Here is a 25,624-nt window from a genome sequence, read left to right on the forward strand (position 1 = left end):
CGATGAGTTGACCAGAACAGCCCCCTGCCGCACGTCCCCGGCAGGGGGCTGTTCGCCCTGGCTCAGAAGCCGCTGCAATCGGCCATGGCGAACGGGCCGGACGCGGTGGCGGTCTGGGCCTCCCTGCCGTCCACCAGGACCCGGCAGGTCGCCGAGCCGCCCTGCTCACCGGTGGTGACGAGCAGCGAGCCGCCCTTGACCAGGCCCTCGGTCCGCACCTCCTTCGACCAGGGCAGGGGAACCCCGGTCTCCTGCGCGGAGGAGACGGCGTCGCCGTAGGTGGTGTAGTCGACGTCGACCGCGGGGGCGTCGCCGGTCACCTCGTAGGTGATGGTGACCTCGCGGTTGGCCTCCTCCTCGACCTCCTCGACCGCGGCGTTGACGATGAACACCCAGACGAGGCACACGCCGAGCCCGACGACCGACAGCACCAGGCCGGCGATGGACAGGCCCTTGTTGGTGGCCCTGCCGGAGCGGGTCCTGGCGAAACCGATCGCCGAGAAGATGATGCCGAGCACGACCAGCGGCCAGGCGACGACCCCGATGAAGGGGATGGGGGACAGGACGAGACCGACCAGCCCGAGCACGAAGCCGGTGGTGCCGAGCCCGTTGCTCGGCTGCCGCGCGGGAGCGGGCGGGTTCTGGTCGTAATGAGTCTGGCTCACTGGAATCCTTTCGCGTTTTTGGTGTGCGGCGGATACAAGCAGCGAGTGGGCGCCGGTCGCGTCGTTCGCGAAGGTGGAGGCGTTCATCCGAAAGTCGTCAACGTCGCCCGCGAGATGCGATCAACGGGTGATGGGGCGGTTCCGCGCCGGCCGTAACCTGTGTCCTCATGGGCCGGTCCGTGCGTCAGGTGGTGGCCACCGTCTTCGCCGTCGCGATGAGCGTGGTGAGCAGTCTCGTCGTCTTCGGCATGGCCGGGTTCGTGCCCGGGCAGGAGGGCATCGACGCCACCTGGCTGTCCGGGCTCAGCCTGCTCGCCGGGCTCGCGGCCGCGGTACTGCTGTGCTGGCGGCACCGGTGGCCGGTGCTGGTCACCGGGATCGCCCTGGTGGCCCCGCTGTTGCTCGCCTCGGACTCGTTCGCCGCGCTGGTGGCGCTCGCCGCGCTGGCGGCGAGCCGGCGGGACTGGCTGGTGTGGCTGGGCACCGGGCTGGTGTTCACGGCCACCGCGCTCGCCGTGTGGCGGGACGCCGGTCGGCACCCGGACGCGCGGATCCTCGGGCAGCTGATGGGCACGGACACGACCGCGGGCAAGGTCGTCGGCGTGCTCGTGCTCACCGTTGTGCTGACCGGAACCCCGCTGGCCGTGGGGATCGTGCGACGGACCCGGCGGGAGCTGGCGAGCCGGGAGAGCGAGGAACGCGCACTGCGCGAGGAGGTGGCGCGGCGCCAGGAGCGCTCCCGCATCGCGCACGAGATGCACGACGTGCTCGGCCATCGGCTGTCGCTGCTGTCCCTGCAGGCAGGCGCGCTCGAGGTGAGCGCGCCGGAGGCGGGGGAGGCGGCGCGCAGCGTGCGCACCTCGGCCCGCCAGTCGCTCGACGACCTCCGGCAGGTGATCGGCGTGCTCCGGGAGGGCAGCGAGTTCCCCGGCCGCGCCGCCGACTCGCCGGACAGCCCGACGCCGACCCTGGCCGAGGTCCCGGACCTCGTCGAGCGGACCAGGCGGGCCGGTGTCCCGGTCAACCTCACGATCCTGCTCGACCAGGCTGGCGAGGCCCCCGCACAGCTCGGCACGGCCGTGTACCGGATCGTCCAGGAGTCGCTGACGAACGTGCTCCGGCACGCACCCGGCGCACCGGCCGACCTGGTGGTCCGCGGCGGGCCGGGCGCAGGCGTCGCGGTCGAGGTCACCAACCCGCTCCCGGCCGAGCGCGTGCCGTCGCCCGGCTCCGGCACCGGCCTGGCCGGCATGTCGGAGCGGGTGTCGGTGCTCGGCGGCACGGTCAGCGCCGGCCCGACCGACCGAGGGACCTTCACGGTCCGCGCGTGGCTGCCGTGGGCGGTTCACTAACATGCCCCGGTGACTCAGGTCCGGGTGTTGCTGGTCGACGACGACCCACTTGTCCGCACCGGTCTGTCGATGATCCTCGGCAGCGCGCCCGACATCGTCGTGGTCGGCGAGGCGGGCGACGGGGACGAGGTGGTCGGTCAGGTGGCCGCGCACGCGCCGGACGTGGTGCTGATGGACATCCGGATGCGCCGGATGAGCGGCCTCGCCGCGACCGCCGCGGTCAACGCGCTGCCCCGCCCGCCCAAGGTCCTGGTGCTGACCACCTACGACCTCGACGAGTACGTGTTCGACGCGCTGACCGCCGGGGCAAGCGGATTCCTGCTCAAGGAGGGCTCGCCGCAGGAGATCATCGACGGGGTCCGGGTGGTGGCGGCCGGCGAGATGATGCTCTCGCCGAGGACCACCACCCAGCTGATCGGCCACTTCGTCGAGTCAAGGGTCAACCCGAGGCGCGAGCGGGCCAGGACCAGGCTCGCCGCGCTCAGCGACCGGGAGCGCGAGGTGGTGCTGCGCGTGGCCCAGGGCAGGTCGAACGCGGAGATCGCCGCCGACCTCTACCTGAGCGAGGCCACCGTCAAGACGCACATCACCCGCACCTTCGCCAAGACCGACGCCGCGAACCGGGTGCAGCTGACGATCTTCGCCTACGAGGCGGGGCTGGTCACCGCCTGAGGGTCGACCAGCCGCTGCAGTTCCGGCGCGTACCGGGCGACCAACTCGTCGACGGTCAGCGCGGACACGCCGGGCAGGTTGATCGCGACCCGGACCGCGCCGAGCCCGATCAGCTGCGCGCAGATCAGGTCCGCGCGCAGCTGGGCGTCCGGTCCGGGCAGCCGCGCGGCGAGTGGCTCGACCACGTGGTGCCGGAACGAGGCGGTGAAGTCGTCGCCGTTCGGGCGGAACGCGGTGATCACCGCGCGCAGGAACGGGTCGGAGTTGGCGCGGTCGTGCAGGTCGAGCAGCGTGCGGACCAGGTGCTCGCCGAGCCGGTCCAGCTCGCAGTCCAGCAGCGCGCTCGCCTCGGTGGCGAACGACACCGCCTCGGCGAACAGGTTCTCCTTGGTGCCGAAGTACTTCACCACCAGCGCGGCGCTCACCCCGGAGTCCAGTGCGATGTCCCGCAACCCGACCTCGGCGAAGGCCCGCTGGGCGAAGCGCCGCCTGGCCGCCCGCAGGATCGCGTCCCTGGTCTGGCCGGGCGCGTCGGCGCTGCTCATGGCGGGTGAGCCTACTGGGTTTCGGGGACGGTACTCGAATGGACCTGTGGACCGAATGGGACGAAAGTTACTAACCTTCTGGGTGGTTTGCCACAGGCAGACGACACCCTGCTGAAAGGACCCCTCATGACCCATCGAACCAACCGTTCGTGGCTCGTCAGGTCGTTCGTCGTCCTGTTCGCCGCGCTGTTGACCTTCGGCGTGGCGCAGGTCGCCGCACCCCAGGAAGCACACGCCTACAACTGGACCCGCACGCTCAGCGAGGGATCGAGCGGCTCCGACGTGCGTGAGCTGCAGATCCGCGTCGCCGGGTGGGCCGCGGACGGCGCGTCCCGGACCTACGTCGCGGTCGACGGCCAGTTCGGTCCCGCCACCAAGGCGGCGGTGATCCGCTTCCAGCGTGCCTACGGCCTCGCCGCCGACGGCATCGCCGGACCGGCCACGCACCGCGCGCTCAACGCCCTCGAGCAGTCCGACGGTTCGACGACGCACTTCAACTTCTCCGAGTTCCACTCGAAGGACGGCGCCGGGTTCAGCGGTGGCAAGGTCGGCGCCAGCACCGTGAAGGAGAACGTCCGCCGGCTGATGTACAAGCTCGAGGCCGTCCGCAAGAAGGCGGGCGACCGGCCGATCACCATCAACAGCGGGTTCCGCAGCATCAACCACAACAGCAACGTGGGCGGGGCGTCGAACAGCCAGCACATGTACGGCATCGCCGCCGACATCGTGATCAGCGGCCGTTCGGTGAGCCAGACCATCTCCTACGCCCAGAGCTCCGGCTTCTCCGGCATCATCCGCTACAGCTCGTTCACCCACGTGGACAGCCGCGCCGAGTACTCCTACGGCGGTGGCGGCTTCTACTGGGCCATCTAGCCGGACGCTCAGGCCACCAGGCCAACCTCGGCGTCGCCGTCGTCCTCCAGTCGGGTGACGGCGGCGGCGTCGCGGCCGGCGCGGCGGATCGCGACGGCGACCAGGGACGCCAGCACCGCGGCGGCCACCGACGCGGCCGCGGCGATCCAGTAGGTGAGCACGAAGCCGGTCGAGGACGCCACCCGGTTGCCGTCGACAGTGGTGGTGAACGCGGCGAGGAACGTGCCGCCGAGCGCCGCGCAGGTGCTCGTGCCGATCGTGCGCAGCAGGGCGTTCAGGCTGTTCGCCGACGCGGTCTCGGTGTTCGGCACCCAGTCCATGATCAGCGTCGGCATCGCGGAGAAGCACAGCGCGGTACCGACCGACAGCACCAGCAGCAGCGGCACGAGCAGCACCAGGCTCCCCGGCAGCAACGCCAGGCAGACGTTGCTCACCGCCATCACCAGCGCCCCGCACATCAGCGTGACGTGTGCACCCCGCCGGGCGGACAGCCGGGCCGACAGCGGCGAGAACAGCAGCATGCCCAGGCCCATCGGCACCATGCAGACCCCGGCCACCAGCACCGACACCCCGAAGCCGTGCCCGGTCGCGGCCGGCGCCTGCAACTGCAGCGGGATCAGCATGAAGCTCGCGAACATGCCGACACCGACGAGCGTGGTGGCCAGGTTGGTCAACGCCACCACCGGCCGGGCCGACGTGCGCAGGTCCACCAGCGGCGCGCGCACCCGCAGCTGGTGCACCGTCCACACCGCGAACACCACCACCGCACCGGCGAGCAGCCCGAGCGTCGCCGGACTGGCCCAGCCCCAGCGCGAGCCCTGCGACACCGCGAGCAGCAGGCACACCAGCCCGGTGGCGAGCCCGATCGAGCCGAGCACGTCGAACCGGCCGCCGGAGCGCACCGTCGACTCCGGCACGAACACCAGCACCAGGACCAGCATCACCAGCGACACCCCGGTCGCCGCCCAGAACACCGCGTGCCAGTTCAGCAGCTGCGCGATCACCCCGGACAGCGGCATCCCGATCGCGCCGCCGACACCGAGGGTCGAGCTCATCGTGGCGGTGCCGGCGACCACCCGGTCGGCCGGCAGCGAGTCCTTGAGGATGCTGATGCCCAGCGGCAGCACCCCGAACGCGGCGCCCTGCAGCGCGCGGGCGACAAGCAGCGACGAGAACGACCAGCTCACCGCGCCGAGCAGCGAGCCCGCGGTCATCAGGGCGAGCGAGTAGACCAGCATCTTCCGCTTGCCGACCATGTCGGCGAGCCGGCCGGAGACCGGCGCGCAGACGGCGCCGGCGAGCATGGTGATGGTCAGCAGCCAGGACGCGGAGTCCTGGGAGAGGTGCATGAGCCGGGAGATCTCGGGCAGCAGCGGGCCGACGAGCGTGTGCATCAGGGACACGGTGACGCCGCAGCCACAGAGCACGACCATGAGCCGCCGGGACCGAGCCGCCTCGGGCGGTGAACCGATGTTCACCGCATGAGTAAACAGGTGTTCACCACGTCGGGTCAAACCAGTGTGAGCAACACCCAACCGCGGTACGACCGGAAACCGGGAGGCCCGCCGGGAACCGGTGCGGCATGATGCCCCGCGTGCATCAGAACATCCCTCTCCGGACGGTCACGGCCACCCGGTACGTGACCCCGTTCCGTGAGGGCGGGTCGCTGCCCGGCCTGGTCGAGGCCGACGACCTCGGCATGTACGTGCTCAAGTTCCGCGGCGCCGGCCAGGGGATCAAGGCGCTCGTGGCCGAGATCGTGGTCGGGGAGCTGGCCCGCCGGCTGGGCTTCCGGGTGCCGGAGATCGTGCTCGTCGACCTCGACCCGGCGCTGGCCAAGGCCGAGCCGGACGAGGAGATCCAGGACCTGCTCGACGCCAGCGGTGGGCTCAACCTCGGCTTCGACTACCTGCCCGGCTCGTTCGACTTCAACCCGCGGGTGCGCGACCCCGGCGCCGAACTCGCCGCCCGGCTGCTGTGGCTGGACACCCTCACGCTCAACGTCGACCGCAGCTGGCGCAACCCCAACATGCTGCTGTGGCACCGGGAGGTCTGGCTGATCGACCACGGCGCCTCGCTGTACTTCCACCACCGCTGGGGCCCCGGCTGGCAGCCGGCCGACGAGTACCGGTACGACGCGGCCGACCACGTGCTGCTGCCCGCCGCCGGATCGGTGGTCGAGGCCGACCGGGCGCTGCGCCCGCTGGTCCTGCCCGCGCTCGACGAGGTCCTGACCCTGGTCCCCGACGAGTTCCTGGCCGCCGACCCCGCCTTCGACGCGCCCGCCGACGTCCGCGCCGCCTACCGTGCGTTCTTCGCCCGCCGGGTCGAGCGCGCCGACGCGTGGGTGCGAGCACTGGAGGACACCCGTGCCGCACGTGTTTGAGTACGCGCTGGTGCGCGCGGTGCCGCGGCAGGAGCGCGGCGAGTTCATGAACGTCGGCGTGATCGTCTACTGCGCGCCGCTGCGGTACCTGCGCTGCCGCACCCACGTCGACGCCGCCCGCCTGCGCGCGCTCGACCCCGACCTGGACCTCGACGCGCTGGCCGACGCCCTGCGCTCCTGGTGCGAGGCCGGTGCCGGCGTCGGGCCGACGGCCGACAGCACACCCGGGCAGCGGTTCCGCTGGCTCACCGCCCCGCGCAGCACGATCCTGCAGACCTCGCCCGCGCACACCGGCCTCACCGACGACCCGGAGGCCGAGCTGAACCGCCTGCTCGGCACCCACGTCCGGACCGGATCCGGCTGAGCCTAGGCTCTCGCGGGTGGCGAGGTACTTCGACGTGCACCCGGAGAATCCGCAGCGACGCGCGATCGGGCAGGTGGCGGACATCCTGCGGGACGGCGGGCTGATCGCCTACCCGACCGACTCCTGCTTCGCGCTCGGCTGCCTGACCGGCAACAAGGACGGCGTCGACCGCATCCGCGCGATCCGCCAGCTCGACGACCGGCACCACTTCACCCTGGTCTGCCGTGACTTCGCGCAGCTCGGACAGCTCGTGCACCTGTCGAACACGGTGTTCCGCGCGATCAAGGCGGCGACGCCGGGCAGCTACACGTTCATCCTGCCGGCCACCAAGGAGGTGCCGCGCCGGCTGCTGCACCCGAAGAAGAAGACCGTCGGCGTGCGGATCCCGGACCACGTGGTCACCCAGGCGCTGCTCACCGAGATCGGCGAGCCGCTGCTGTCCAGCACCCTGCTGCTGCCGGGCGAGGAGGACCCGATGACCCAGGGCTGGGAGATCAAGGAGCGGCTCGACCACGTCGTGGACGCCGTGATCGACTCCGGCGACTGCGGTGTCGAGCCGACCACCGTCATCGACTTCTCCGACGACGAGCTGGAGGTCGTCCGCGCCGGCGCGGGTGATCTGTCCCGTTTCGAGTGATTCCCGGTCACCCGACCGGATGTGACACACGTCATGCTTCTGCTGGCCTGCTCGCGGGCCGCCACTAGCGTCGATTTACGCGCAGTGGCCCCTACTGGCAGGAGATCCCTGGTGTCCTACGACCCGGCTGACCACTACGAGCGCTTGGCGGAGAACTACGACGACACCTGGGGCCACCGCCCCGAGTACGTCGCCTGGATGAACCAGTTGGTGTTCGACAAGCTCCGGATCCAACCGTCCCATCGGATCGCCGACATCGGCGCCGGCACCGGCCTGTTCCTCCGGTCGCTGATGGAGCGAGTGACCGGAGACAACCCGATCGTGTGCATCGACCCCTCCCGACTGATGTTGGAGCAACTGCCCGACGATCCACGCCTGCACCCGGTGTGCGCGTCGGCGGAGGCGGTCGCCACCGGTGAGGTGGAACTGCCCTACGACCGGGTGGACGCGATCGTGATCAAGGAGACGGTGCACCACTTCCCCGAGATCCCCAAGACCCTCGGCGGCCTGGCCGAGCGGCTGGCCCCCGGCGGCCGGCTGCTGGTGGTCACCCTGCCGCCTCGGCTGGAGTACCCGTTGTTCACCGCGGCCCTGGACCGCTTCGCCGAGCACCAACCGGAGCCGGAGTTCATCGCGGACTCGATGCGCGACGCCGGGCTGGACGTGACGCTCGACCACCACACCTACACCGTCGAGGTGGACGCCGGGCACTACGCGCACCTGGTCGCCCGCCGGTGGATGTCGGTGCTGTCCACGTTCGACGACGAGGAGCTGGCCGCCGGCCTGGACGAGATGCGCTCCCGCAACCCGGCCGGTGAGCTGAGGTTCCCGGACCGGTTCGCGTTCGTGCTCGGGCGTCGGGTGTAGCCGAGACCCCGTCATCGCGTCACCGGGTCATCGCGTCACCGGGCGGAACAACTCGCTGGCGTGCACCGTTAGGCTCGGTGACGCGATGACTCTGCCTTCCTCCACCTCTCTCCGTGACCTCCGCTCCCGCCTGAGCGAGGTGACGCTGCGCGACGAGCGCAGGCTGCGTCGCCGGCTCGACGGGCTCGGCAAGATCCGCGACCAGGCCGCCCGGCAGGCGCGGATCGACGAGATCGCGGCCGAGGTCGACCGCGCCGCGCAGCGGGTCGAGCGGCGCCGGGCGAACGTCCCCGCGGTGACCTATCCCGACGAGCTGCCGATCAGCCAGCGCCGCGACGAGATCGCGAAGGCGATCGCCGAGCACCAGGTCGTGATCGTGGCCGGCGAGACCGGGTCGGGCAAGACCACCCAGCTGCCGAAGATCTGCCTCGAACTCGGTCGCGGCGTGCGCGGCATGATCGGGCACACCCAGCCGCGCCGGATCGCTGCGCGCACGGTCGCCGAGCGGGTCAGCGACGAGCTCGACGTGCCGCTCGGCGGCGCGGTCGGCTGGAAGATCCGGTTCACCGACCAGGCCGGCGACAACACCCTGATCAAGCTGATGACCGACGGCATCCTGCTCGCCGAGCTGCAGTCGGACCGGATGCTGCGCCAGTACGACACGCTGATCATCGACGAGGCGCACGAGCGCAGCCTCAACGTCGACTTCATCCTCGGCTACCTCAAGCAGCTGCTGCCGCGCCGCCCCGACCTCAAGGTGATCATCACCTCCGCGACCATCGACCCGGAGCGGTTCTCCCGGCACTTCGACGACGCCCCGATCGTCGAGGTCTCCGGCCGCACCTACCCGGTGGAGGTCCGCTACCGGCCGATCGTCGACCCGGAGGACCCGGACGCCGACCCGGACCGCGACCAGACCCAGGCGATCATGGACGCGGTCGACGAGCTGTCCGCCGAGGGCCCGGGGGACATCCTGGTGTTCCTGTCCGGCGAACGGGAGATCCGCGACACCGCCGACGCGCTCGCCGCGCAGAACCGGCGGGACACCGAGATCCTGCCGCTCTACGCGCGGCTGTCGCACGGGGAGCAGCGCCGGGTGTTCCAACCGCATCGCGGTCGCCGGGTGGTGCTCGCCACCAACGTCGCCGAGACCTCGCTGACCGTGCCGGGCATCAAGTACGTCATCGACCCCGGCTTCGCCCGCATCTCCCGGTACAGCAACCGGTTGAAGGTGCAGCGGCTGCCGATCGAGCCGGTCTCGCAGGCGTCGGCCAACCAGCGCAAGGGCCGCTGCGGGCGCACCTCGGACGGCATCTGCGTTCGGCTGTACTCCGAGGACGACTTCGACGCCCGTCCGGAGTTCACCGACCCGGAGATCCTGCGCACCAACCTCGCCTCGGTCATCCTGCAGATGGCCGCCGCCGACCTCGGCGACATCGCGGCGTTCCCGTTCGTCGAGCCGCCGGACCGCCGGCACATCACCGACGGCATGAACCTGCTCAACGAGCTCGGCGCCCTGGAGAGCTCCACGAAGGACTCCGAGCCGCGGCTGACCCCGCTCGGCCGCAAGCTCGCCCGCCTCCCGGTCGACCCGCGGCTGGCCCGCATGGTCCTCGCCGCGCACGACAACGCGTGCGTCAGCGAGGTGGTCGTGATCGCCGCCGCGCTGTCCATCCAGGACCCCCGCGAGCGGCCGGTCGACAAGCAGGCGCAGGCCGACCAGCAGCACGCCCGGTTCCGCGACCCGGAGTCGGACTTCCTGTCGTTGCTCAACCTGTGGCGCTACCTCACCGAGCAGCGCGCGGAGCTGTCCGCCAACCGGTTCCGTCGGCTGTGCCGCGCCGAGTTCCTGAACTACCTGCGGATCCGCGAGTGGCAGGACGTCGCCGGCCAGCTGCGCCAGATGGCCAAGAGCCTGGACGTGACGGCGAACGACATCCCGGCCGAGCCCGCGGCGATCCACCGGTCCCTGCTGACCGGGCTGCTCTCGCACCTCGGGCTCAAGGACACCGCCGGCAAGGAGTACCTCGGCGCGCGCAACGCGAAGTTCGCGATCTTCCCCGGCTCGGCGCTGTTCCGCAAGCAGCCCAGGTGGGTGATGGCCGCCGAACTGGTCGAGACGTCCCGGCTGTGGGGCCGGGTGGTCGCCCGGGTCGACCCCGCGTGGATCGAGCCGGTCGCCGGGCACCTGGTGCGCCGCACCTACAGCGAGCCGCGCTGGGAGAAGAAGCGGGCCGCGGTGATGGCCTCGGAGCGGGTCACCCTGTTCGGCCTGCCGATCGTGGTGGACCGGCCGGTGAACTTCGGGCGGATCGACCCGCCGGTGGCCCGCGCGCTGTTCATCCGGCACGCGCTCGTGCAGGGGGAGTGGCACAGCGACCACAAGTTCCTGCGCCGCAACGCGGACCTGCTCGCCGAGGCCGAGGAACTGGAGCACAAGGCGCGGCGCCGCGACATCGTGGTCGACGAGCAGTCGCTGTTCGAGTTCTACGACGATCGCGTGCCGGAGGAGGTCGTGTCCGGACGGCACTTCGACACCTGGTGGAAGAAGACCCGGCGCGACCAGCCCGACCTGCTGACGTTCGACCCGGCCATGCTGGTCAACCCGGACGCGGGCGACGTCAGCGCCGAGGCGTTCCCGGACGCCATGGCGCACAACGAACTCGAACTCGGCCTGCGGTACCGGTTCGAGCCGGGCGAGGTCACCGACGGCGTCACCGTGCAGGTCCCGCTCGCGCTGCTGAACCGGGTCAGCGCCGACGGCCTGCCGTGGCAGGTGCCCGGCCTGCGCGCCGAGCTGATCACCGCGCTGCTGCGGTCGCTGCCGAAGCCGCTGCGGCGCAACTTCGTGCCGGTGCCCGACTTCGCGAACGCGCTCCGGTCCCGGTTGGACGACGTGCCGGAGCCGACCCTGGCCCAGGTGTCGGCGGAGCTGCGGGACCTGACCGGCGTGGTCGTGCCGTCGGACGCCTGGCAGCTCGACCAGGTGCCGCAACACCTGAGGACCACGTTCCAGGTCGTCGACGAGGGGAAGCCGGTGCTCACCGGCAAGGACCTCGGCGTGCTGAAGCGGGAGCTGGCGTCGCGGGTGCGGGAGTCGCTTGCCTCCGGCGCGGAGGGCGTCACCCGTGAGGGCCTGACGTCGTGGTCGTTCGACACGCTGGAGCGGAGCGTGTCGCTGCGCCGCGCCGGTCAGCAGGTCACCGCGTACCCGGCGCTGGTGGACACGGGCTCGTCGGTGGCGATCCGCCTGTTCGACACCGAGGCCGAACAGGCCCGCGCGATGTGGCGCGGCACCCGCCGGCTGGTGCTGCTGACCGTGCCGGCACCGGTGAAGCAGGTGGTGCGCCGGTTGCCGAACACCGCGAAGCTCGCGCTGTCGGCGAACCCGCACGGCAGCGTCCCCGGCCTGCTGGAGGACTGCCTCAACGCGGCCACGGACGCGCTCGTCGCCCAGCACGGCGGTCCGGTGTGGACACCCGACGACTTCCAGAAGCTGTGCGCCGGCGTCCGCGCCGGCCTGGCCGACACGCTGTACCAGGTGCTGGATCGGGTGCGCGGGGTGCTGACCACCCACGCCGAGGTCGACGCCGCGCTGGCCAGGATGACCGGCAAGGTCTTCGCCGAGTCGGTCGCGGATATGCGCGCGCAGGTGGCGGGCCTGGTCTTCGACGGCTTCGTCACCGCGACCGGCGTGGCCAGGCTGTCCGATGTGGAGCGTTACCTGCGGGGTGTGCTGCGGCGGTTGGAGAAGCTGCCCGAGCGGCCGTCGCGCGACCTGGAGTGGACCTATGCCGCCCAGGACGCCGCGGCGGCCTACGCGGAGGTGCGTGGCCGGCCGGGCGACGACGGGCGGGTGCGGTGGATGATCGAGGAGCTGCGGATCAGCTACTTCGCGCAGACGCTCGGCACCGCGTACCCGATCTCGGAGAAGCGGGTGTACCGGGCGATCGACGAGCTGGCTTGACCCGCCCGCGCGGGTGGTGTGTGATAAGTCCACCAGTTTCGCGAGGGTTTGGTGAGGAGTCACCATGAAGGTTCGTGCGGCTGTCCTACTCTCCCTGACCGCCCTGGTCACCTCCGTCGCACCCGCGGTCGCCGCGCCGGCTCCGGCACTGGCGTCGGCGAACATGGAGGCGATCATCAAGGCCGCCCAGATCGATCCGCGCAAGCCGGACCAGTCACTCACGCCCGGCGCGAAGGAGAGCGTGCTGCTGGTGGAGCGCGCGCTCGACGCGAAGAACCTGCTCTCGCCGGCCTACGTCGACGGGCACTTCGGCACGTCGACCATCTCGGCCTACGCTGCGTTCCAGCGTTCGCTCGGCTACGAGGGCCTGGACGCGTCCGGCCTGCCCGGCCGCACCTCGCTGCGCATCCTCGGCGAGGGCCGGTTCACCCTGACCAACGAGCTGACCCCCGGCTCCCGCCTGACCTACCACGGCGCCACGATGAACTCCCGCACCAAGGCGATGCTCGTCGAGGCGGAACGGCTGCTCGGCCGGACGCTGACCGTCACCCAGGGCTCGTACAACACCGGCAACCCCGGCTCGGCCGGCACCCACGACGGCGGCGGCGCGCTCGACCTGTCGGTGTCCGGGATGTCCTCCTCGCTGCGCACCCAGGTGGTCCGCACGCTGCGCAACGTCGGGTTCGCCGCCTGGCTGCGCACCCCCGAGCAGGGCAACTGGGCCTACCACATCCACGCCATCGCGATCTCCGACACCGACCAGTCGCCCCAGGCCCAGCACCAGGCGGGCGACTACTACCTCGGCCGCAACGGCCTGGCCAACCGCGGCCCCGACGACGGCCCGCAGGTGCCGAAGGTGACCTGGGAGGAGTACCGGCGCGGCTAGCCGATCAGGCCGAACCAGCCACGCTCGCCCACCACGATCCGGCGCAACCCACCCCGCTCGTCGACGATGTGCAGCACGTCGGTCAGCGGGGTGGTCGCCGAGAAGTTCAGCGGCCCGTCGAGAAAGGTCCCCCCGGTGACGACCAGCTGCCCGGACGGTGCCGTCCGCGCGCGGCCACGGCGTGCACGTCCGCCCGCAACTCGGCCGGCACACCGGGCGCTTCGGGAGCCGGTAACCGCAGCACCCGGTGCACGTACGCCTCCCGCCGCCACCGCGACCGCAGTCGCGCGGCCGCACCGGCGGGTGCCCTTTCCTCGCCGAGCGCCGTGCTCGCGAGCCGGCCGAGCACCATCGTGACCCGGTGCGGCTCGTCGCCCAGCTGCCACGGCCGCGCCGACCGCACGACCTCCTCCCGCACCAGCACCGGTACGTCGGCCGCGACCTCCCGGTACACCAGCCGCTCCAGGATCGACCGGTCGAACGGCTTCGGCAGCCGGGTCTTCACGGCCTCCCGCCCCAGTTCCGGCGGCGCCGGCCGCGCCCGGTCGCTCAACCCGTGCTCCCGCGCCACCCCCGGCACCTCCAGGTCGGCCCCGCGCGCCCCCGCACGCCCGGACACCAACGCCGCGAACAGCGCGGGATCCGGGGCGCTGTCGCAGCCGGCGAGGAACTCGGCGACCCGAGGGTCCGTCGTCCGCTCGGTCACGTCCTGCCGGTCCCACTCCGCGTCGCGGAGGCGGATCAGCTCGCGCGCGGTACCGGGATCGGCCAGATGCTCCCGGATCCGGTCCACCGTCGGCCGCGGCTCGCGTGGCTCCGCGACCACCCGGTCGGCGGTCCCGTCGGCGTCCGGGCCGGGGTGTCCGTGGGTGACGGCCAGTTCGTAGCAACGCTGGAAGTACAGGTCCTGCGGGTTCCCCTCGGTGATCCCGGCCCGGCGCCGCGCCCGCTTCAGGCACAGGAACCACGCCGCGGTGGCGGCGAGTACCGGCCCGGCGTCGGCGATCACCCGGCGCAGCTCGTCCGCGTGCTCGGCGGACAAGGACCCGCCCGCGAGCCGTCGGTTCCACGCCGGCCGCACCACCAGCGGGTCGACGATCAGCTTGACCGTGCGCGCCAGCGGCCGGCCGGTCGCGTTGCTCAGCGGCGCAACCGCGTCCCCGAGTTCCGCCCACGCGGACGCGAGCACCATCCCGCGCGGCAGCGCGACCTCGCTGTCGACAGGACGCATGATCGGAGCATATGGCACCCCCGAACCTGTGATCGGTAGGCGAGCTGACGGCGCCACCCTGTGCGCATGAGATCCGACGACCCGGACCGGCCGACCGAACGGGCGGAAGCGGCGGCCCTGGCGGCCGGCCTCGGCGCGTGGACGCTCACGGTGCGGGTGAACCGGACCCTCGCCACCCTCGACACCTGGACCGACGACGAGCGCACCGTGCTGAGGCGGATCGCCGCGCACTTCGGCCTCCCCACCGAGCCGCGACCGGCCGACGAGCGAGCCCCTCGCGTCTACTAGCTTGACCTGGAGCGCGCTCCAGGCACCACGATGCGAAGGCATGACTGACACATGGACCGGACAGCGGACGCTGGGCGACAGTACGGTGAGCGCGCTCGGGTTCGGCTGCTGGGCGATCGGCGGCCCGTTCTCCGACCTGGACGGCCGCCCCCTCGGCTGGGGTGAGGTGGACGACGACGAGTCCGTCCGCGCCGTACACGCGGCGATCGACCGCGGGGTCACGTTCTTCGACACCGCCGACGCCTACGGCACCGGGCACAGCGAACGCGTGCTCGGCCGCGCGCTCGCCGGTCGGCGCGACCGGGTGGCCATCGCGTCCAAGTGGGGCAACGTGATCGACGAGGATCGCCGGATGCTGGTCGGCCAGGATGCCTCACCCGGCTACGTCCGGCGTGCGCTGGAGGCCACCCTGACCCGGCTCGGCACCGACCACCTCGACCTCTACCAGCTCCACATCGGACCGTCCATCCAGGACGCCGAGCCGCTGCGGGCGGAGTGCGAGAACCTGGTGCGCGCCGGGAAGATCCGCGGCTACGCCTGGAGCACCGACGATCCCGCACGGGCGGCCGCCTTCGCCGACGGCGAGCACTGCACCGCCGTCCAGCACGAACTGAGCGTCCTGCACGACGCGCCGGAGCTGCTCGCCCTGTGCGAGCGGCGCGGGATCGCGTCGGTGAACCGCACCCCGCTCGCCATGGGCCTGCTCGGCCGCCGGTCCGCCGACCGTCCCGCCGCCGGCGCCGACATCCGCACCGACGCGCCGGACTGGCTGCGCTTCTTCACCGACGGCGTGCCGGCGCCCGGCTGGGCGGCCAGGGTCGACGCCGTGCGCGACGTCCTCACCAGCGGCGGCCGCACCCTCGCCCAGGGCGCGCTCGGCTGGGTGTGGGCCAGGAGCGAGCGGACCATCCCGATCCCCGGCTTCCGCACCGTCGCCCAGGCCGAGGAGAACGCCGGCGCGCTCGCCATCGGGCCGCTGTCGGCGGACCAACTGGACGAGCTGGCCGGCGTCCTCGCTTGATTCACTGCAGGGGGGAGTCCGGTGGCGGTAGTCGGACCTCTCGTTCGACCTCGACGTCGACGACGCCCGGCACCGTGGACAACGCGGCCACCGCCGCGCCGTCCACGGTGCCGGTGACGACCCCGGCGCCCGCCAGTACCTCGGTGACCGCGAGCCCGGCCCGAACCAGCGCGGCGGCCACCTCGCCGAGGTCCCGGTCGTCGGCCACCGACACGATCACCCGCACCACCTCAGGGCGCCTGCACCAGGCCCGATCCGACGTCGGTCGAGGGCAGCGGGAGCCGCCGCGCGGTCTGGCACAGCCGCGCCCACAGGTCGTACCCGGCGGCGCCGGTCACCTGGCTGATCAGCGCCGCGATGCCCGAGACGTGCGGCGTCGCCATGCTCGTGCCGCTGATCCGCCGGTACCGCGTCGGCATCGGCCAGCTCGAGTACACGTCGACCCCCGGCCCGACCACGTCCACGCCACCGATGGTGTCCACCGTCCCGCAGGAGAAGTTGGCGATCTCCGTCGCCACGTCGACCGCGCCGACCGCCATGATCGACGGGCAGTTCGCCGGGTGCCCGACCGGGGCGACGTGGCCCGCGCCCCGCTTGCTCTCATTGCCCGCGGCCGCGATGATCAGCGTTCCGCGTGCCAGCGCCCGGCGCGCCACCCGTTCGTAGGTGCGCGAGTACGCCTGCCCTGGTGTGGTCGCGGCGCCGAGCGACATCGACACCACCCGGCACCCGTTGGTGATCGCCCACGAGATCCCGGACAGGATGCCGCCGTCGGCGCCGGAGCCCTCGTCGCTGAGCACCTTGCCGGCGTGGATGTCCGCCTCGTACGCCACGCCGTAGCCCGGCCCGTCCCCGGGCTCCCTCGGGCCGCACGCCGTGCCGACGCAGTGCGTGCCGTGCCCGTGCCCGTCCTGCACCTGCTGGCCCTGGACGAACGAGCTCGACTCGATCGTGCGCCCGGCGAGGTCCGGGTGCTCCAGGTCGAGCCCGGTGTCGAGGACCGCCACCCGCACGCCGGCACCGGTGGCCCTGCTGTCCGGCGCGCCGACCGCCTGCAGGCCCCAGGTGAACATCGTCTCGTCCATGAGGCCGGGAGCCGGCGCCGGAGCGGTCGGCGTGGCGAGCGCGTGCACGGTGCGCTCCGGTTCGACCAGGGCGATCGCGCCCGGCTCGACGGTCGCCGAGGTCAGCGCGGTCACCTGGTCGGCGTCCGCGGTGACCAGCGCGACGCCGAGCTCACGCAGCACCAGGCCGTCGGCCTCCCAGAGCGGGTCGGTCACGCCCGCCTCGGCGGAGTCGACCGCCTGGATGCCCGCCACCCGGTTCAGCTCACCGGCGGCGCCGTCCCAGTCGTCCTCCAACAGGACCAGGTATCTGCCGGTCGTTCCATCCGCGGTTGTTCCTGCGGTTGTCATCGTCGTCCCTTTCGTTCGACTCTCCCCGCACCTGCATCGCCGGCCGGCCCGGATTTGTGAGGGCCGTGACAGAACCCGCATGGAGTTCACCCGAACGGGCGGACGTCTAGTCTCGGAACCATGCAGAGCTGGCCAGCCCCTCCGGTGCCCCGCGTTCCCGGCACGCCGCGACCCCTGCGGCTGCACGACACGGCGACGGGCGAGATCCGACCCACGGCGCCGGGCGCCACGGCGACCATGTACGTCTGCGGGATCACCCCGTACGACGCGACGCACCTCGGGCACGCGGCGACCTACCTGGCGTTCGACCTGGTGCACCGCGTCTGGCGGGACAACGGACACGAGGTCCACTACGTCCAGAACGTCACCGACATCGACGACCCGCTGCTGGAGCGGGCCGAGCGGGACCAGGACGACTGGGTCGTGCTCGGCATGCGGGAGACCGCGTTGTTCCGCGAGGACATGTCGTCCCTGCGCGTACTGCCGCCGAGGGACTACCTTGGCGCCGTCGAGTCCATCCCGGAGATCGTCGAGACCGTGGCGAAACTCCTGGCCGACGGGGTCGCCTACCGCGCGGACGACCAGGAGTACCCGGACATCTACTTCGACCGGGCAGCCTCCGGTCACTTCGGCGCGGTGTCCAACTACGACGCCGACACCATGGCGACGTTCTTCGCCGAACGCGGCGGCGACCCGGACCGGAAGGGCAAGCGGCACCCGTTGGACGCGCTGCTGTGGCGGGTGGCCAGGCCGGGGGAGCCGAGCTGGGACAGCGAGCTCGGCGCCGGGCGGCCCGGTTGGCACGTGGAGTGCAGCGTCATCGCGATGAACCGGCTCGGCATGGGCTTCGACCTGCAGGGCGGCGGGTCGGACCTGATCTTCCCGCACCACGAGTTCAGCGCCGCGCACGCCGAGGCGCTGACCGGGAAGCACCCGTTCGCGCGGCACTACGCGCACGCCGGCATGATCGGCCTGGACGGCGAGAAGATGTCGAAGTCCAGGGGCAACCTGGTGTTCGTCTCGCGCCTGCGGGCCGACCAGGTGGACATGATGGCCGTCCGGCTCGGTCTGCTGGCCGGCCACTACCGCGACGACCGCCCGTGGACCGACGAGCTGCTCAGGGAGGCAGAGACCCGGCTGGCCCGCTGGCGCGCCGCGGTCACCGGCCCCACCGGGCCGGACGCGACCGACACCGTGGCCCGCCTGCGCGACCACCTGTCCGACGACCTGGACACGAGCCGGGCACTGCTCGCCGTGGACGCCTGGGCCGACCGGGCCCTCGCCGGCGACGGCTCGGACACCGCGGCACCCGGCCTGGTCCGCGACGCCGTGGACGCCCTGCTCGGCGTCGCCCTGTAGTTCCTCTCCGGACGGTCCGGCCCAGCTGGTGGGCCGGACCGCCCGGATCACCCGGTCAGATCCCGAGCCGGCAGCCGGACAGCACGATCTCCTGTCCGAGCAGGGTCACGACCCGCACCGCGTACTGCGCGAGCCGGCCGTCCGGACCGGTCACCGTCTGGTTGAGGTGGACGGTCGCCAGGCCGAGCAGCGTGATCGTCGTGGGCGCGGTGCCGATCGGCCTGCCGTTGAGCGTGCCGACGCGGGACGAGCCGCTCAGTCCGCTCTCCGTTGCCACACAACGGGTTTCGATGTCACTGATGCTGATGGCGCCGCCGAGCAGGGTCGCGCCGCTGATCTCCGCGGACGCGTCGGTGTGCCCGGTGTCGGCGTCGAGCGTGCACTCCGCGTGCAGCGCCCGCACCGTCGCCAGCGGCGCCAGGTCGAGGTCGGCGGTGGTCAGGTCGCTGTTCGGCGGGCAGGTGGCGTGCGGGGTCTTCCCCACGGTCACCAGGCCGTTCGCGCTGATCGCCCACGCCTCGGCCCGCACGTACGACACGATCTTCACCACGGCCGTCGCCGAACCGCCGTCGTCGTCGGTGACCGTCACCAGCACCAGGTGCGCGCCGACCCCGGTGTAGGTGTGCGTGGCCGCGCAGGTGCCCGACCCGGCGCCCTGGTCGACCGTGCCGGCGACCGGTGCGGAGCCGTCGTCGAAGTCCACCGTGCAGGTGTGCGAGTCGTTGGCCGCGACGTCGGTGAACGGCGCGGTGACCGTCACCTCGGAGTCGCGGAGCACGAGCGTGCCGTCGGCCGGATCGGAGATCGTCACCTCGGGCGCGACGTTCGTGAGGGTGAGCTCGGTGGTCGCCGCGACCGGCGGGTTGAGCCCGTCGTCGGCGGTGAGGCGCAATGTCCACACGCCGTCGTCGGTGCAGGTCACCGTCGTGGACACGGCCGAGGCGTCCGCGAAGGCGCAGGTCGCGCCGGCGTCCACGCCCGACGCCGGGGTGGCGGTCCACGCCGTGGTCAGGTTCGGGCCGTCCGGGTCGGTCACCAGCCCGGCGATCGCCACCGCCCGGCCCTCCTGGCCGGCGTACGGGCCGCTCGCGTCGACCGTCGGCGGATCGTTGACGACCACCTCCACGCAGTCGGTCACCGAGCCGGTCCCGCCGCTGTCCTCGCCGTGGGCGGTGACGCAGATGTCGTGCCGGCCGGAGGTGAGCGTGCCGGTGGTGTACGAGTAGTCCACCGTGGCCGGCCCGTCCTGCGGCAGGCCCGGGTTGATCGCGGTCACCGGGGTCGAGGGACCGCCGTTCACCGAGGCGGTGAGCGAGCTCAGTTCCGAGGCCAGCAGGTCCGGCAGCACGTCCGGCAGGTTCGCCGGGTTGGGCACGTGGGTGCAGGTGCCGCCGGTGCGGTCCGCGATCACCTGCAGGCTCGCGTCGTAGGCCCCGGTCTGACAGGCGGACCCGCCGCCGACGGCGAACGTGTGGATGTCGACGTTCTCGGGAACGGCGTCCAGCGCCGGGTTCACGTTCCCCGCCGACGCGCCGTCGGACAGGAACACCACGATCTTGCGCGACTCGCTCTGCGCGTCGGTCACGGTGGTCGCCTTGATCACCGCGTCCGGGAAGAACGTCCCGGTCGAGACGTTGCGCACGGAGAACTGGCCGACGTGGCCCTGGGACATGGAGCCGAGGACTTCCTCGATGTCCCTGGTGCCGTTGCCGTTCTGGTCGGTCGCCGGACCGGTCAGCACCTGGTCGCCCGCCGCGGGCCGGACGTCGGCGACGGCGGCCGACGAGCCGAAGATGACCGCGCCGACCGTGCCGACCGGGCCGTCGGGGTCCGCGGCGATCGCGTTGAGCGCCTGCGACGCCTGCACCTCGCACTGGAGCACGTTGCGTCCGGCCCCGTCACAGCTCGCCGCGGTGCTCCCGGACACGTCGACCACGTAGGTGAGCGCGGTGTCCTTGACCACCGCGGCCTCGCCGACCGACGCCGTGCCCTCGACCGTCACCGGCCCTCTCGGGACCACGGTGCCGTCGGCCGGGCTGTCGATGGTCACCGAGATCGTGGTGCCACCGGGCAACTGGCCGTCGACGGCCACCGCCGTTCCGCCGAACAGCCCCGTCACCGCGACAACGGCCATTCCGGACACGGCCAGATTTCTTCGTTTCATTCCGTCACATCCTCATGGTTGTGATATCCCCTTTCACAACGTCGACGTGGCGAACATTTCGGTTACTCGAACAATTCAGTGAAAACGCGATTACCCGACCGGACCAGCTCCATGACGATTGTCATCGCCGGTTTCCGTCGTTTCACTGGGCCGATAGCGGGTCGGCGGCATCACCCTGATACCGACAGTTGTTCGCGGCCTCAGCGGGACCGCGCCACCGCCAACGGCGTGACCACCACCAGCAGCGCCGCCGGCACCAGGAAACCGGCCAGCGACGACGCGTGGTAGATCGGGGTCAGCGCGATCGGCGCCGCCGCCGCCCCGACGAACCGGAACGCCTGCACCACCGACACCGCGCCCGCGTCGTTTCCCTCGCCGGTCAGCACCAGCGCGTTCACCCCGACCTGCAGGAACTGCGCGAACAGTCCCGCGGCCGCCCACATCGCCAGCAGCACCGCCAGCCAGGGCGCGAACCCCATCGCCGCCACCGGCACCGCGCCCGCCACCGACCCCACCAGCACCGCCCGGCGCGCCCCGATCCGGTCCATCAGCCGGCCCACCGGCCTGGCCGTGACGATCCCGACCACGCCGAACACGGTCAGCAGCAGCCCCCGCTCGCCCGCGCCCAGCCCGAACGCGTCCTCCGCCCGGAACGCGACCAGGAACGTCAGCCCGCCCAGGCACCCCCAGCCGACCAGCGCCACCGCCGACGCCCGCACCGTGCCCGCCGTCCACGCCGACCGCAGCCGTACCCGCTCGGCCGGCCGCCCCGAGTCGGCGTCGGGCGGCAGACCGATCGCGGCCAGCGCCGCCGCCGCCACCGCGACCCCGACGAACGCGAGCCGCCAGGTCGCCTCCGCCGTGAGCCCGCCGACCAGCGGCCCGCTGGTCTGCCCGGCCGCCTGCATGGCCGCGAACACGCCGAGCACCCGGCCCAGCCTCGCCCTCGGCGTGGTGGCCGCGAGCGTCGCCAGCAGCAGCGGCGTGGTGAACGCGTTCGCCACCCCCTGCACGCCCCGTCCGGCCAGCAGCACCCCGAACGACCCCGCCACCACGCACAGCGCCGACCCGGCGACCATGACCGCGTAGCCGCCGAGGATGCTGCGGCGCAGCCCCCACCGCGCGCCGAGCGTCCCGGAGAACAGCATCAGCGCCGCGAACGGCACCAGGTACGCGGTGATCGTCGCCGACGCCGCCGACGCGGACACGCCGAAGTCCGCCCCGATCTCCGGCAGGATCGACGCGGTGACCCCGCCGCCGAACGGGCCGAGGAAGCCGCCCGCGTGTACTCCGACGACGGCAAGCCTGCTCCGGTCCAAGCTCAGGACGGGCCGGCGGAGCCCCGACCTGGCCCGCCGGGACGACGCCTGCGCAGGTAACGCTCGAACTCGGCGGCGATCGCGTCACCGCTGGTCTCGTTCAGCTCGGTCTCCGAGTCGCCGCGCTCCTCGAGGGCGCGCACGTAGTTGCTGACGTCCTCGTCCTCGGCGGCCATCTCGGTGACCGTCCGCTCCCACTCCTCGGCCTGCTCGGGCAGCTGGCCGAGCGGCACCTCGACGTCGAGGACCTCCTCGACCCGGTGCAGCAGCGCGAGCGTGGCCTTCGGCGACGGCGGCTGGGACACGTAGTGCGGCACGGCGGCCCAGATGGAGATGGCCGGCACCCCGGACCGAACGCAGGTGTCCTGCAGTACGCCGACGATGCCGGTCGGGCCTTCGTAGCGGGACCGTTCCAGCCCGTACTTGGCCGCGGAGGCGGCGTCGTAGGCGGTGCCGGTGACCGGGACCGGCCGGGTGTGCGGCGTGTCCGCCAGCAACGCACCGAGCGTGACGACCGTGGTGACACCGAGTGACTCGACGTGTTCCAGTAGCTCCCCGCAGAACTTCCGCCACCGCATGTTGGGCTCGATGCCGTGCATGAGCACCACGTCCCTGGACGCGCCGGGCGGGCGGCACACGGAGAGTCGCGTGGTGGGCCACTCGACCCGGCGGGTCACCCCGTCGACCAGGCGGACGGTCGGGCGGGTGACCTGGAAGTCGTAGTAGGCGTCCGGGTCGACCTCGGCCAGCTCGCTCGCCTCCCAGGTGAGCTGAAGGTGCTCGATCGCGGCGCTGGCCGCGTCACCTGCGTCGTTCCATCCCTCGAAGGCCGCGATGAGGATGGGGTCGACGAGCTGGCGTTGGTCGGTGGCGTGCTGGTCCGGGTGGGTCACCGGGCCAGCCTACGACCCGTCCCCGCCGTCGGGGGACCGTAGGCTCCTGGCATGTCCACCGACCGTGTGGCTCGGCGAGAAGATCGTCACACCGCGCGCGCCGGGGTCGCCCGATGTGCGACGCTCGGCTGACATGACCCAGCACCTTCCCGCCGCGGCCCTGTGGGACCTGGACGGCACCCTCCTCGACTCCGAGAAGCTGTGGGACGTCCCGCTCTACGAGCTGACCGAGAAGCTCGGCGGCCAGTTGTCGGACACGACCCGCCTGGCCATGGTCGGCACGAACGTGAAGGTCACCATGCGCCTGCTCTACGCCGAGGTCGGCATCACCGACCCGAGCGAGGAGCAACTGGCCGACGGCGCGGCGTGGGTCGACCGCAGGATGGCGGAGGTGTTCCGCCAGGACCTCCCGTGGCGGCCCGGCGCGGCCGCGGCCCTGGCCGCCGTACGCGCGTCCGGCATCCCGATGGCCCTGGTCACCTCGACCGAACGGGGCCTGACCGAGATCGCCCTGGAAACGGTGGGCCGCACCCTCTTCGACACCACCGTCTGCGGCGACGAGGTCGACGGCCTGAACAAGCCCCACCCGGAGCCGTACCTGAAAGCGTGCCGCCTCCTGGACGTCGACCCGACCAGCTGCGTCGCGATCGAGGACTCCCCGACGGGCACCCAGTCGGCGGTGGCCGCGGGCTGTCAGGTCCTGGTGGTCCCGTGTGAGGTCCCGGTCGAACCGGGGGAGCGACGCACGTTCCGCGACTCCCTGGAAGGCCTGACGATCGCCGACCTCGCCGCACTGACCAGCTGACTCAGTCGAGTTTTACGAGTTCGGCTTGGACGCCGGGAAGCTCGTCGAACCTGGCGGCGGCGTCGGTGGTCAGCAAGAGGCTCCCGGTCGCCGCGGCCGTCGCCGCGATGATCAGATCGAAAGCGCTCCGTGGTTGGCCCGTGAGCCTGGTGTGCTTCATGAGATGAGCGTGTACGCGAGCGACCTCGACGGTGTAGTCCGCGACAGGCATCACCGTGAGCAGCGCCTCGACGTTGAGGCCGACCAGATCCCGATGTCTGGAGGTCACCCCGTTGACGCCGGCCAGAAGTTCCATCGCGGTGATCGCCGCGATCGCGGGCTCGTCGTCGCCGATGACGGCCCGCAGATCGGAGTTCTGCCGTTCGAAGCCGACAATCACGCCGGTGTCGAGGATCAGTCGTCGAACCACTTGCGCTCCCTGTCATCCTGCGACTCGCGCAGTTCCTTGATCGCGTTCTCCCACTCGTCCACGGCTTCGGGTGGGAGTGGGTGGTTCTCGATCACTTCGGCTAGCCGGTCGGCGGTGGTGGGTCGTCCGGGGACGACTCGGGCGATGGCGACGCCGTCACGGACGAGCGTGACCTCCTCGCCACGGTCGACGGCTTCGATCAACTCCTCGAAGTTGCGCACCGTCGCGTCTATCGATCTCATGGCGGTCAGGCTAGCTGACCTGCGGTTTTGTCCCCGTCACTCGTTCAGGTGAAGCACAACGGCGGTAATCCGGATGCGAACCATCCCGGGTGGGATGCAAGGATCGGGGACGTGAAGACGTTCGACGAGTTGTTCGCCGAACTGCGTGGGCGGGCTGCGGAGCGGCCCGAGGGGTCCGGCACCGTTGCCGCCTTGGACGCGGGGACGCATGCGCAGGGCAAGAAGGTTCTCGAGGAGGCGGGCGAGGTGTGGATCGCCGCCGAGCACGAGTCCGACGAGCGGCTGGCTGAGGAAGTGTCCCAGCTGCTGTACCGGGTGCAGGTGCTCATGATCGGGCGCGGTCTCACGCTCGACGACGTCTACCGACATCTCTGAGCCGCAGCCGACCCCGAACCTTCGAGAACTCTGGAGCCACACATGCTGCGGGTTGCCGTGCCCAACAAGGGCGCGCTGGCCGGACCGGCCGCCGACATGCTCGCCGAGGCCGGGTACCGCCGGCGCCACGACTCACGCGACCTCACCGTGCTCGACCCGACCAACGACGTCGAGTTCTTCTTCCTCCGCCCCAAGGACATCGCCATCTACGTCGGCTCCGGGGAGCTCGACCTCGGGATCACCGGGCGCGACCTCGCGCTCGACTCCGGCGCACCCGTCGACGAGCGGCTCGCGCTCGGGTTCGGCGGCTCGACCTTCCGGTACGCGGCCCCGGCCGGCCGGGACTGGACCGTGGACGACCTGCACGGCAAGCGGCTCGCCACCTCCTATCCGAAACTGGTCCGCGCCGACCTGGCGCGACGTGGCGTCGACACCGAGGTCATCCGGCTCGACGGAGCCGTCGAGATCTCGGTCGCGCTCGGCGTGGCCGACGCGGTCGCCGACGTCGTCGGGTCCGGGCGCACGCTGCGGCAGCACAACCTGGTGGCCTTCGGCGACGTCATCTGCGAGTCCGAGGCCGTCCTCCTGCAGGGCACCAGCGCCGACGGCTCGCCGGCCAAGGACCAGCTCGCCGCGCGGCTGCAGGGCGTCGTCTTCGCGCAGCAGTACATGATGCTCGACTACGACTGTCCCAAGGCGCTCCTGGACGAAGCGATCACGGTCACCCCCGGCCTGGAGTCGCCGACGGTCGCGCCGCTGGCCGACCCGGCCTGGGTCGCGGTGCGCGCGATGGTGCCGCGCAAGGAGGCCAACCTGGTCATGGACCGGCTCGCCGCGCTCGGTGCCAAGGCGGTGCTGGCCTCCGACATCCGCTCCTGCCGGCTCTGAC

At 72.0% G+C, this 25,624-nt stretch carries 26 protein-coding genes; 15 read left to right on the forward strand and 11 right to left on the reverse strand.

The genetic code is table 11. The annotated features are described in order from the left end of the window. Positions 1–62: 62 nt before the first annotated feature. The gene (locus JT362_RS10710) at positions 63–665 is read right to left on the reverse strand and encodes an MmpS family transport accessory protein (RefSeq protein ID WP_260190935.1); all 603 of its coding nucleotides are present in this window, start codon (positions 663–665) and stop codon (positions 63–65) included. A gap of 167 nt (positions 666–832) precedes the next feature. Between JT362_RS10710 and JT362_RS10715 the strand changes: the two genes are divergently transcribed. Next, the gene (locus JT362_RS10715; protein ID WP_260190936.1) at positions 833–2,017 is read left to right on the forward strand and encodes a sensor histidine kinase; all 1,185 of its coding nucleotides are present in this window, start codon (positions 833–835) and stop codon (positions 2,015–2,017) included. A gap of 24 nt (positions 2,018–2,041) precedes the next feature. Next, entirely contained in the window at positions 2,042–2,689 is a 648-nt protein-coding gene (locus JT362_RS10720) for a response regulator transcription factor (protein WP_260191050.1), read from the forward strand. Here JT362_RS10720 and JT362_RS10725 read toward each other — a convergent pair. Then, complete coding sequence (locus JT362_RS10725; RefSeq protein WP_260190937.1) at positions 2,662–3,234, reverse strand: TetR/AcrR family transcriptional regulator; 573 nt, start codon at positions 3,232–3,234, stop codon at positions 2,662–2,664. The two genes, JT362_RS10720 and JT362_RS10725, sit on opposite strands and share 28 nt — an antisense overlap. A gap of 126 nt (positions 3,235–3,360) precedes the next feature. Between JT362_RS10725 and JT362_RS10730 the strand changes: the two genes are divergently transcribed. Further along, on the forward strand, positions 3,361–4,107 hold the full coding sequence (locus JT362_RS10730) for a D-Ala-D-Ala carboxypeptidase family metallohydrolase (protein ID WP_260190938.1): 747 nt from the start codon (positions 3,361–3,363) through the stop codon (positions 4,105–4,107). A gap of 8 nt (positions 4,108–4,115) precedes the next feature. On the opposite strand, the gene JT362_RS10735 is transcribed toward JT362_RS10730, so the two are convergent. Beyond that, a complete protein-coding gene (locus JT362_RS10735; protein ID WP_260190939.1) occupies positions 4,116–5,585 on the reverse strand; it encodes an MFS transporter in 1,470 nt (489 codons plus the stop codon). Positions 5,586–5,692: 107 nt separating this feature from the next. Between JT362_RS10735 and JT362_RS10740 the strand changes: the two genes are divergently transcribed. The 6 genes from JT362_RS10740 (at position 5,693) to JT362_RS10765 (ending at position 13,214) form a co-directional block, all read left to right on the forward strand. After that, on the forward strand, positions 5,693–6,493 hold the full coding sequence (locus JT362_RS10740) for a HipA family kinase (protein WP_375546466.1): 801 nt from the start codon (positions 5,693–5,695) through the stop codon (positions 6,491–6,493). Next, positions 6,477–6,857: a DUF3037 domain-containing protein gene (locus JT362_RS10745; RefSeq protein ID WP_260190941.1), complete on the forward strand. Its 381-nt coding sequence runs from the start codon at positions 6,477–6,479 to the stop codon at positions 6,855–6,857. Before JT362_RS10740 ends, JT362_RS10745 begins: the two co-directional genes overlap by 17 nt. 16 nt (positions 6,858–6,873) lie before the next feature. Then, positions 6,874–7,494, forward strand: coding sequence for an L-threonylcarbamoyladenylate synthase (locus JT362_RS10750; RefSeq protein WP_260190942.1), 621 nt, complete (start codon positions 6,874–6,876; stop codon positions 7,492–7,494). Between the two features lie 111 nt (positions 7,495–7,605). After that, complete coding sequence (locus JT362_RS10755; protein WP_260190943.1) at positions 7,606–8,361, forward strand: class I SAM-dependent methyltransferase; 756 nt, start codon at positions 7,606–7,608, stop codon at positions 8,359–8,361. A gap of 85 nt (positions 8,362–8,446) precedes the next feature. Further along, complete coding sequence (gene hrpA, locus JT362_RS10760) at positions 8,447–12,328, forward strand: ATP-dependent RNA helicase HrpA (RefSeq protein WP_260190944.1); 3,882 nt, start codon at positions 8,447–8,449, stop codon at positions 12,326–12,328. Positions 12,329–12,392: 64 nt separating this feature from the next. Next, a complete protein-coding gene (locus JT362_RS10765; RefSeq protein WP_260190945.1) occupies positions 12,393–13,214 on the forward strand; it encodes a peptidoglycan-binding protein in 822 nt (273 codons plus the stop codon). 106 nt (positions 13,215–13,320) lie between these two features. On the opposite strand, the gene JT362_RS10770 is transcribed toward JT362_RS10765, so the two are convergent. After that, entirely contained in the window at positions 13,321–14,445 is a 1,125-nt protein-coding gene (locus tag JT362_RS10770; RefSeq protein WP_260190946.1) for a hypothetical protein, read from the reverse strand. A 66-nt stretch (positions 14,446–14,511) separates the two neighbouring features. On the opposite strand from JT362_RS10770, the gene JT362_RS10775 reads away from it, so the two are divergent. Both JT362_RS10775 and JT362_RS10780 read left to right on the forward strand, forming a co-directional pair. Next, entirely contained in the window at positions 14,512–14,733 is a 222-nt protein-coding gene (locus JT362_RS10775; protein ID WP_260190947.1) for a hypothetical protein, read from the forward strand. 40 nt (positions 14,734–14,773) lie between these two features. Further along, on the forward strand, positions 14,774–15,754 hold the full coding sequence (locus JT362_RS10780) for an aldo/keto reductase (RefSeq protein ID WP_260190948.1): 981 nt from the start codon (positions 14,774–14,776) through the stop codon (positions 15,752–15,754). 1 nt (position 15,755) lies between these two features. On the opposite strand, the gene JT362_RS10785 is transcribed toward JT362_RS10780, so the two are convergent. Continuing rightward, complete coding sequence (locus tag JT362_RS10785) at positions 15,756–15,974, reverse strand: hypothetical protein (protein ID WP_260190949.1); 219 nt, start codon at positions 15,972–15,974, stop codon at positions 15,756–15,758. A 10-nt stretch (positions 15,975–15,984) separates the two neighbouring features. Then, a complete protein-coding gene (locus JT362_RS10790) occupies positions 15,985–17,169 on the reverse strand; it encodes a S8 family serine peptidase (RefSeq protein ID WP_260190950.1) in 1,185 nt (394 codons plus the stop codon). 120 nt (positions 17,170–17,289) lie between these two features. On the opposite strand from JT362_RS10790, the gene mshC reads away from it, so the two are divergent. After that, positions 17,290–18,528 carry a cysteine--1-D-myo-inosityl 2-amino-2-deoxy-alpha-D-glucopyranoside ligase gene (mshC, locus tag JT362_RS10795; RefSeq protein WP_260190951.1) on the forward strand — a complete coding sequence of 413 codons (1,239 nt, stop codon included), beginning with the start codon at positions 17,290–17,292 and terminating at the stop codon, positions 18,526–18,528. Positions 18,529–18,583: 55 nt separating this feature from the next. Here the strand turns inward: mshC and JT362_RS10800 are convergent, their stop codons facing one another. From JT362_RS10800 to JT362_RS10810, 3 genes are all read right to left on the reverse strand, one after another. Further along, positions 18,584–20,692 carry a choice-of-anchor P domain-containing protein gene (locus JT362_RS10800; protein ID WP_260190952.1) on the reverse strand — a complete coding sequence of 703 codons (2,109 nt, stop codon included), beginning with the start codon at positions 20,690–20,692 and terminating at the stop codon, positions 18,584–18,586. Between the two features lie 200 nt (positions 20,693–20,892). After that, a complete protein-coding gene (locus JT362_RS35390; protein WP_311202688.1) occupies positions 20,893–22,011 on the reverse strand; it encodes an MFS transporter in 1,119 nt (372 codons plus the stop codon). 2 nt (positions 22,012–22,013) lie between these two features. Next, entirely contained in the window at positions 22,014–22,904 is an 891-nt protein-coding gene (locus tag JT362_RS10810) for a PAC2 family protein (protein ID WP_260190953.1), read from the reverse strand. A 133-nt stretch (positions 22,905–23,037) separates the two neighbouring features. Here JT362_RS10810 and JT362_RS10815 point away from each other — a divergent pair, with 133 nt between their 5' ends. Continuing rightward, the gene (locus JT362_RS10815) at positions 23,038–23,709 is read left to right on the forward strand and encodes an HAD family hydrolase (RefSeq protein WP_260190954.1); all 672 of its coding nucleotides are present in this window, start codon (positions 23,038–23,040) and stop codon (positions 23,707–23,709) included. Position 23,710: 1 nt separating this feature from the next. Here the strand turns inward: JT362_RS10815 and JT362_RS10820 are convergent, their stop codons facing one another. Both JT362_RS10820 and JT362_RS10825 read right to left on the reverse strand, forming a co-directional pair. Then, entirely contained in the window at positions 23,711–24,118 is a 408-nt protein-coding gene (locus tag JT362_RS10820) for a PIN domain-containing protein (RefSeq protein ID WP_260190955.1), read from the reverse strand. Further along, positions 24,103–24,339, reverse strand: coding sequence for a type II toxin-antitoxin system Phd/YefM family antitoxin (locus JT362_RS10825; RefSeq protein ID WP_260190956.1), 237 nt, complete (start codon positions 24,337–24,339; stop codon positions 24,103–24,105). Before JT362_RS10825 ends, JT362_RS10820 begins: the two co-directional genes overlap by 16 nt. A gap of 132 nt (positions 24,340–24,471) precedes the next feature. On the opposite strand from JT362_RS10825, the gene JT362_RS10830 reads away from it, so the two are divergent. Beyond that, positions 24,472–24,735 carry a phosphoribosyl-ATP diphosphatase gene (locus JT362_RS10830; protein ID WP_260190957.1) on the forward strand — a complete coding sequence of 88 codons (264 nt, stop codon included), beginning with the start codon at positions 24,472–24,474 and terminating at the stop codon, positions 24,733–24,735. Between the two features lie 42 nt (positions 24,736–24,777). After that, complete coding sequence (gene hisG, locus JT362_RS10835; protein ID WP_260190958.1) at positions 24,778–25,623, forward strand: ATP phosphoribosyltransferase; 846 nt, start codon at positions 24,778–24,780, stop codon at positions 25,621–25,623. The last annotated feature ends 1 nt before the right edge of the window (position 25,624 follow it).

Source organism: Actinophytocola gossypii, assembly GCF_025165815.1.
Taxonomy (GTDB): domain Bacteria; phylum Actinomycetota; class Actinomycetes; order Mycobacteriales; family Pseudonocardiaceae; genus Actinophytocola; species Actinophytocola gossypii.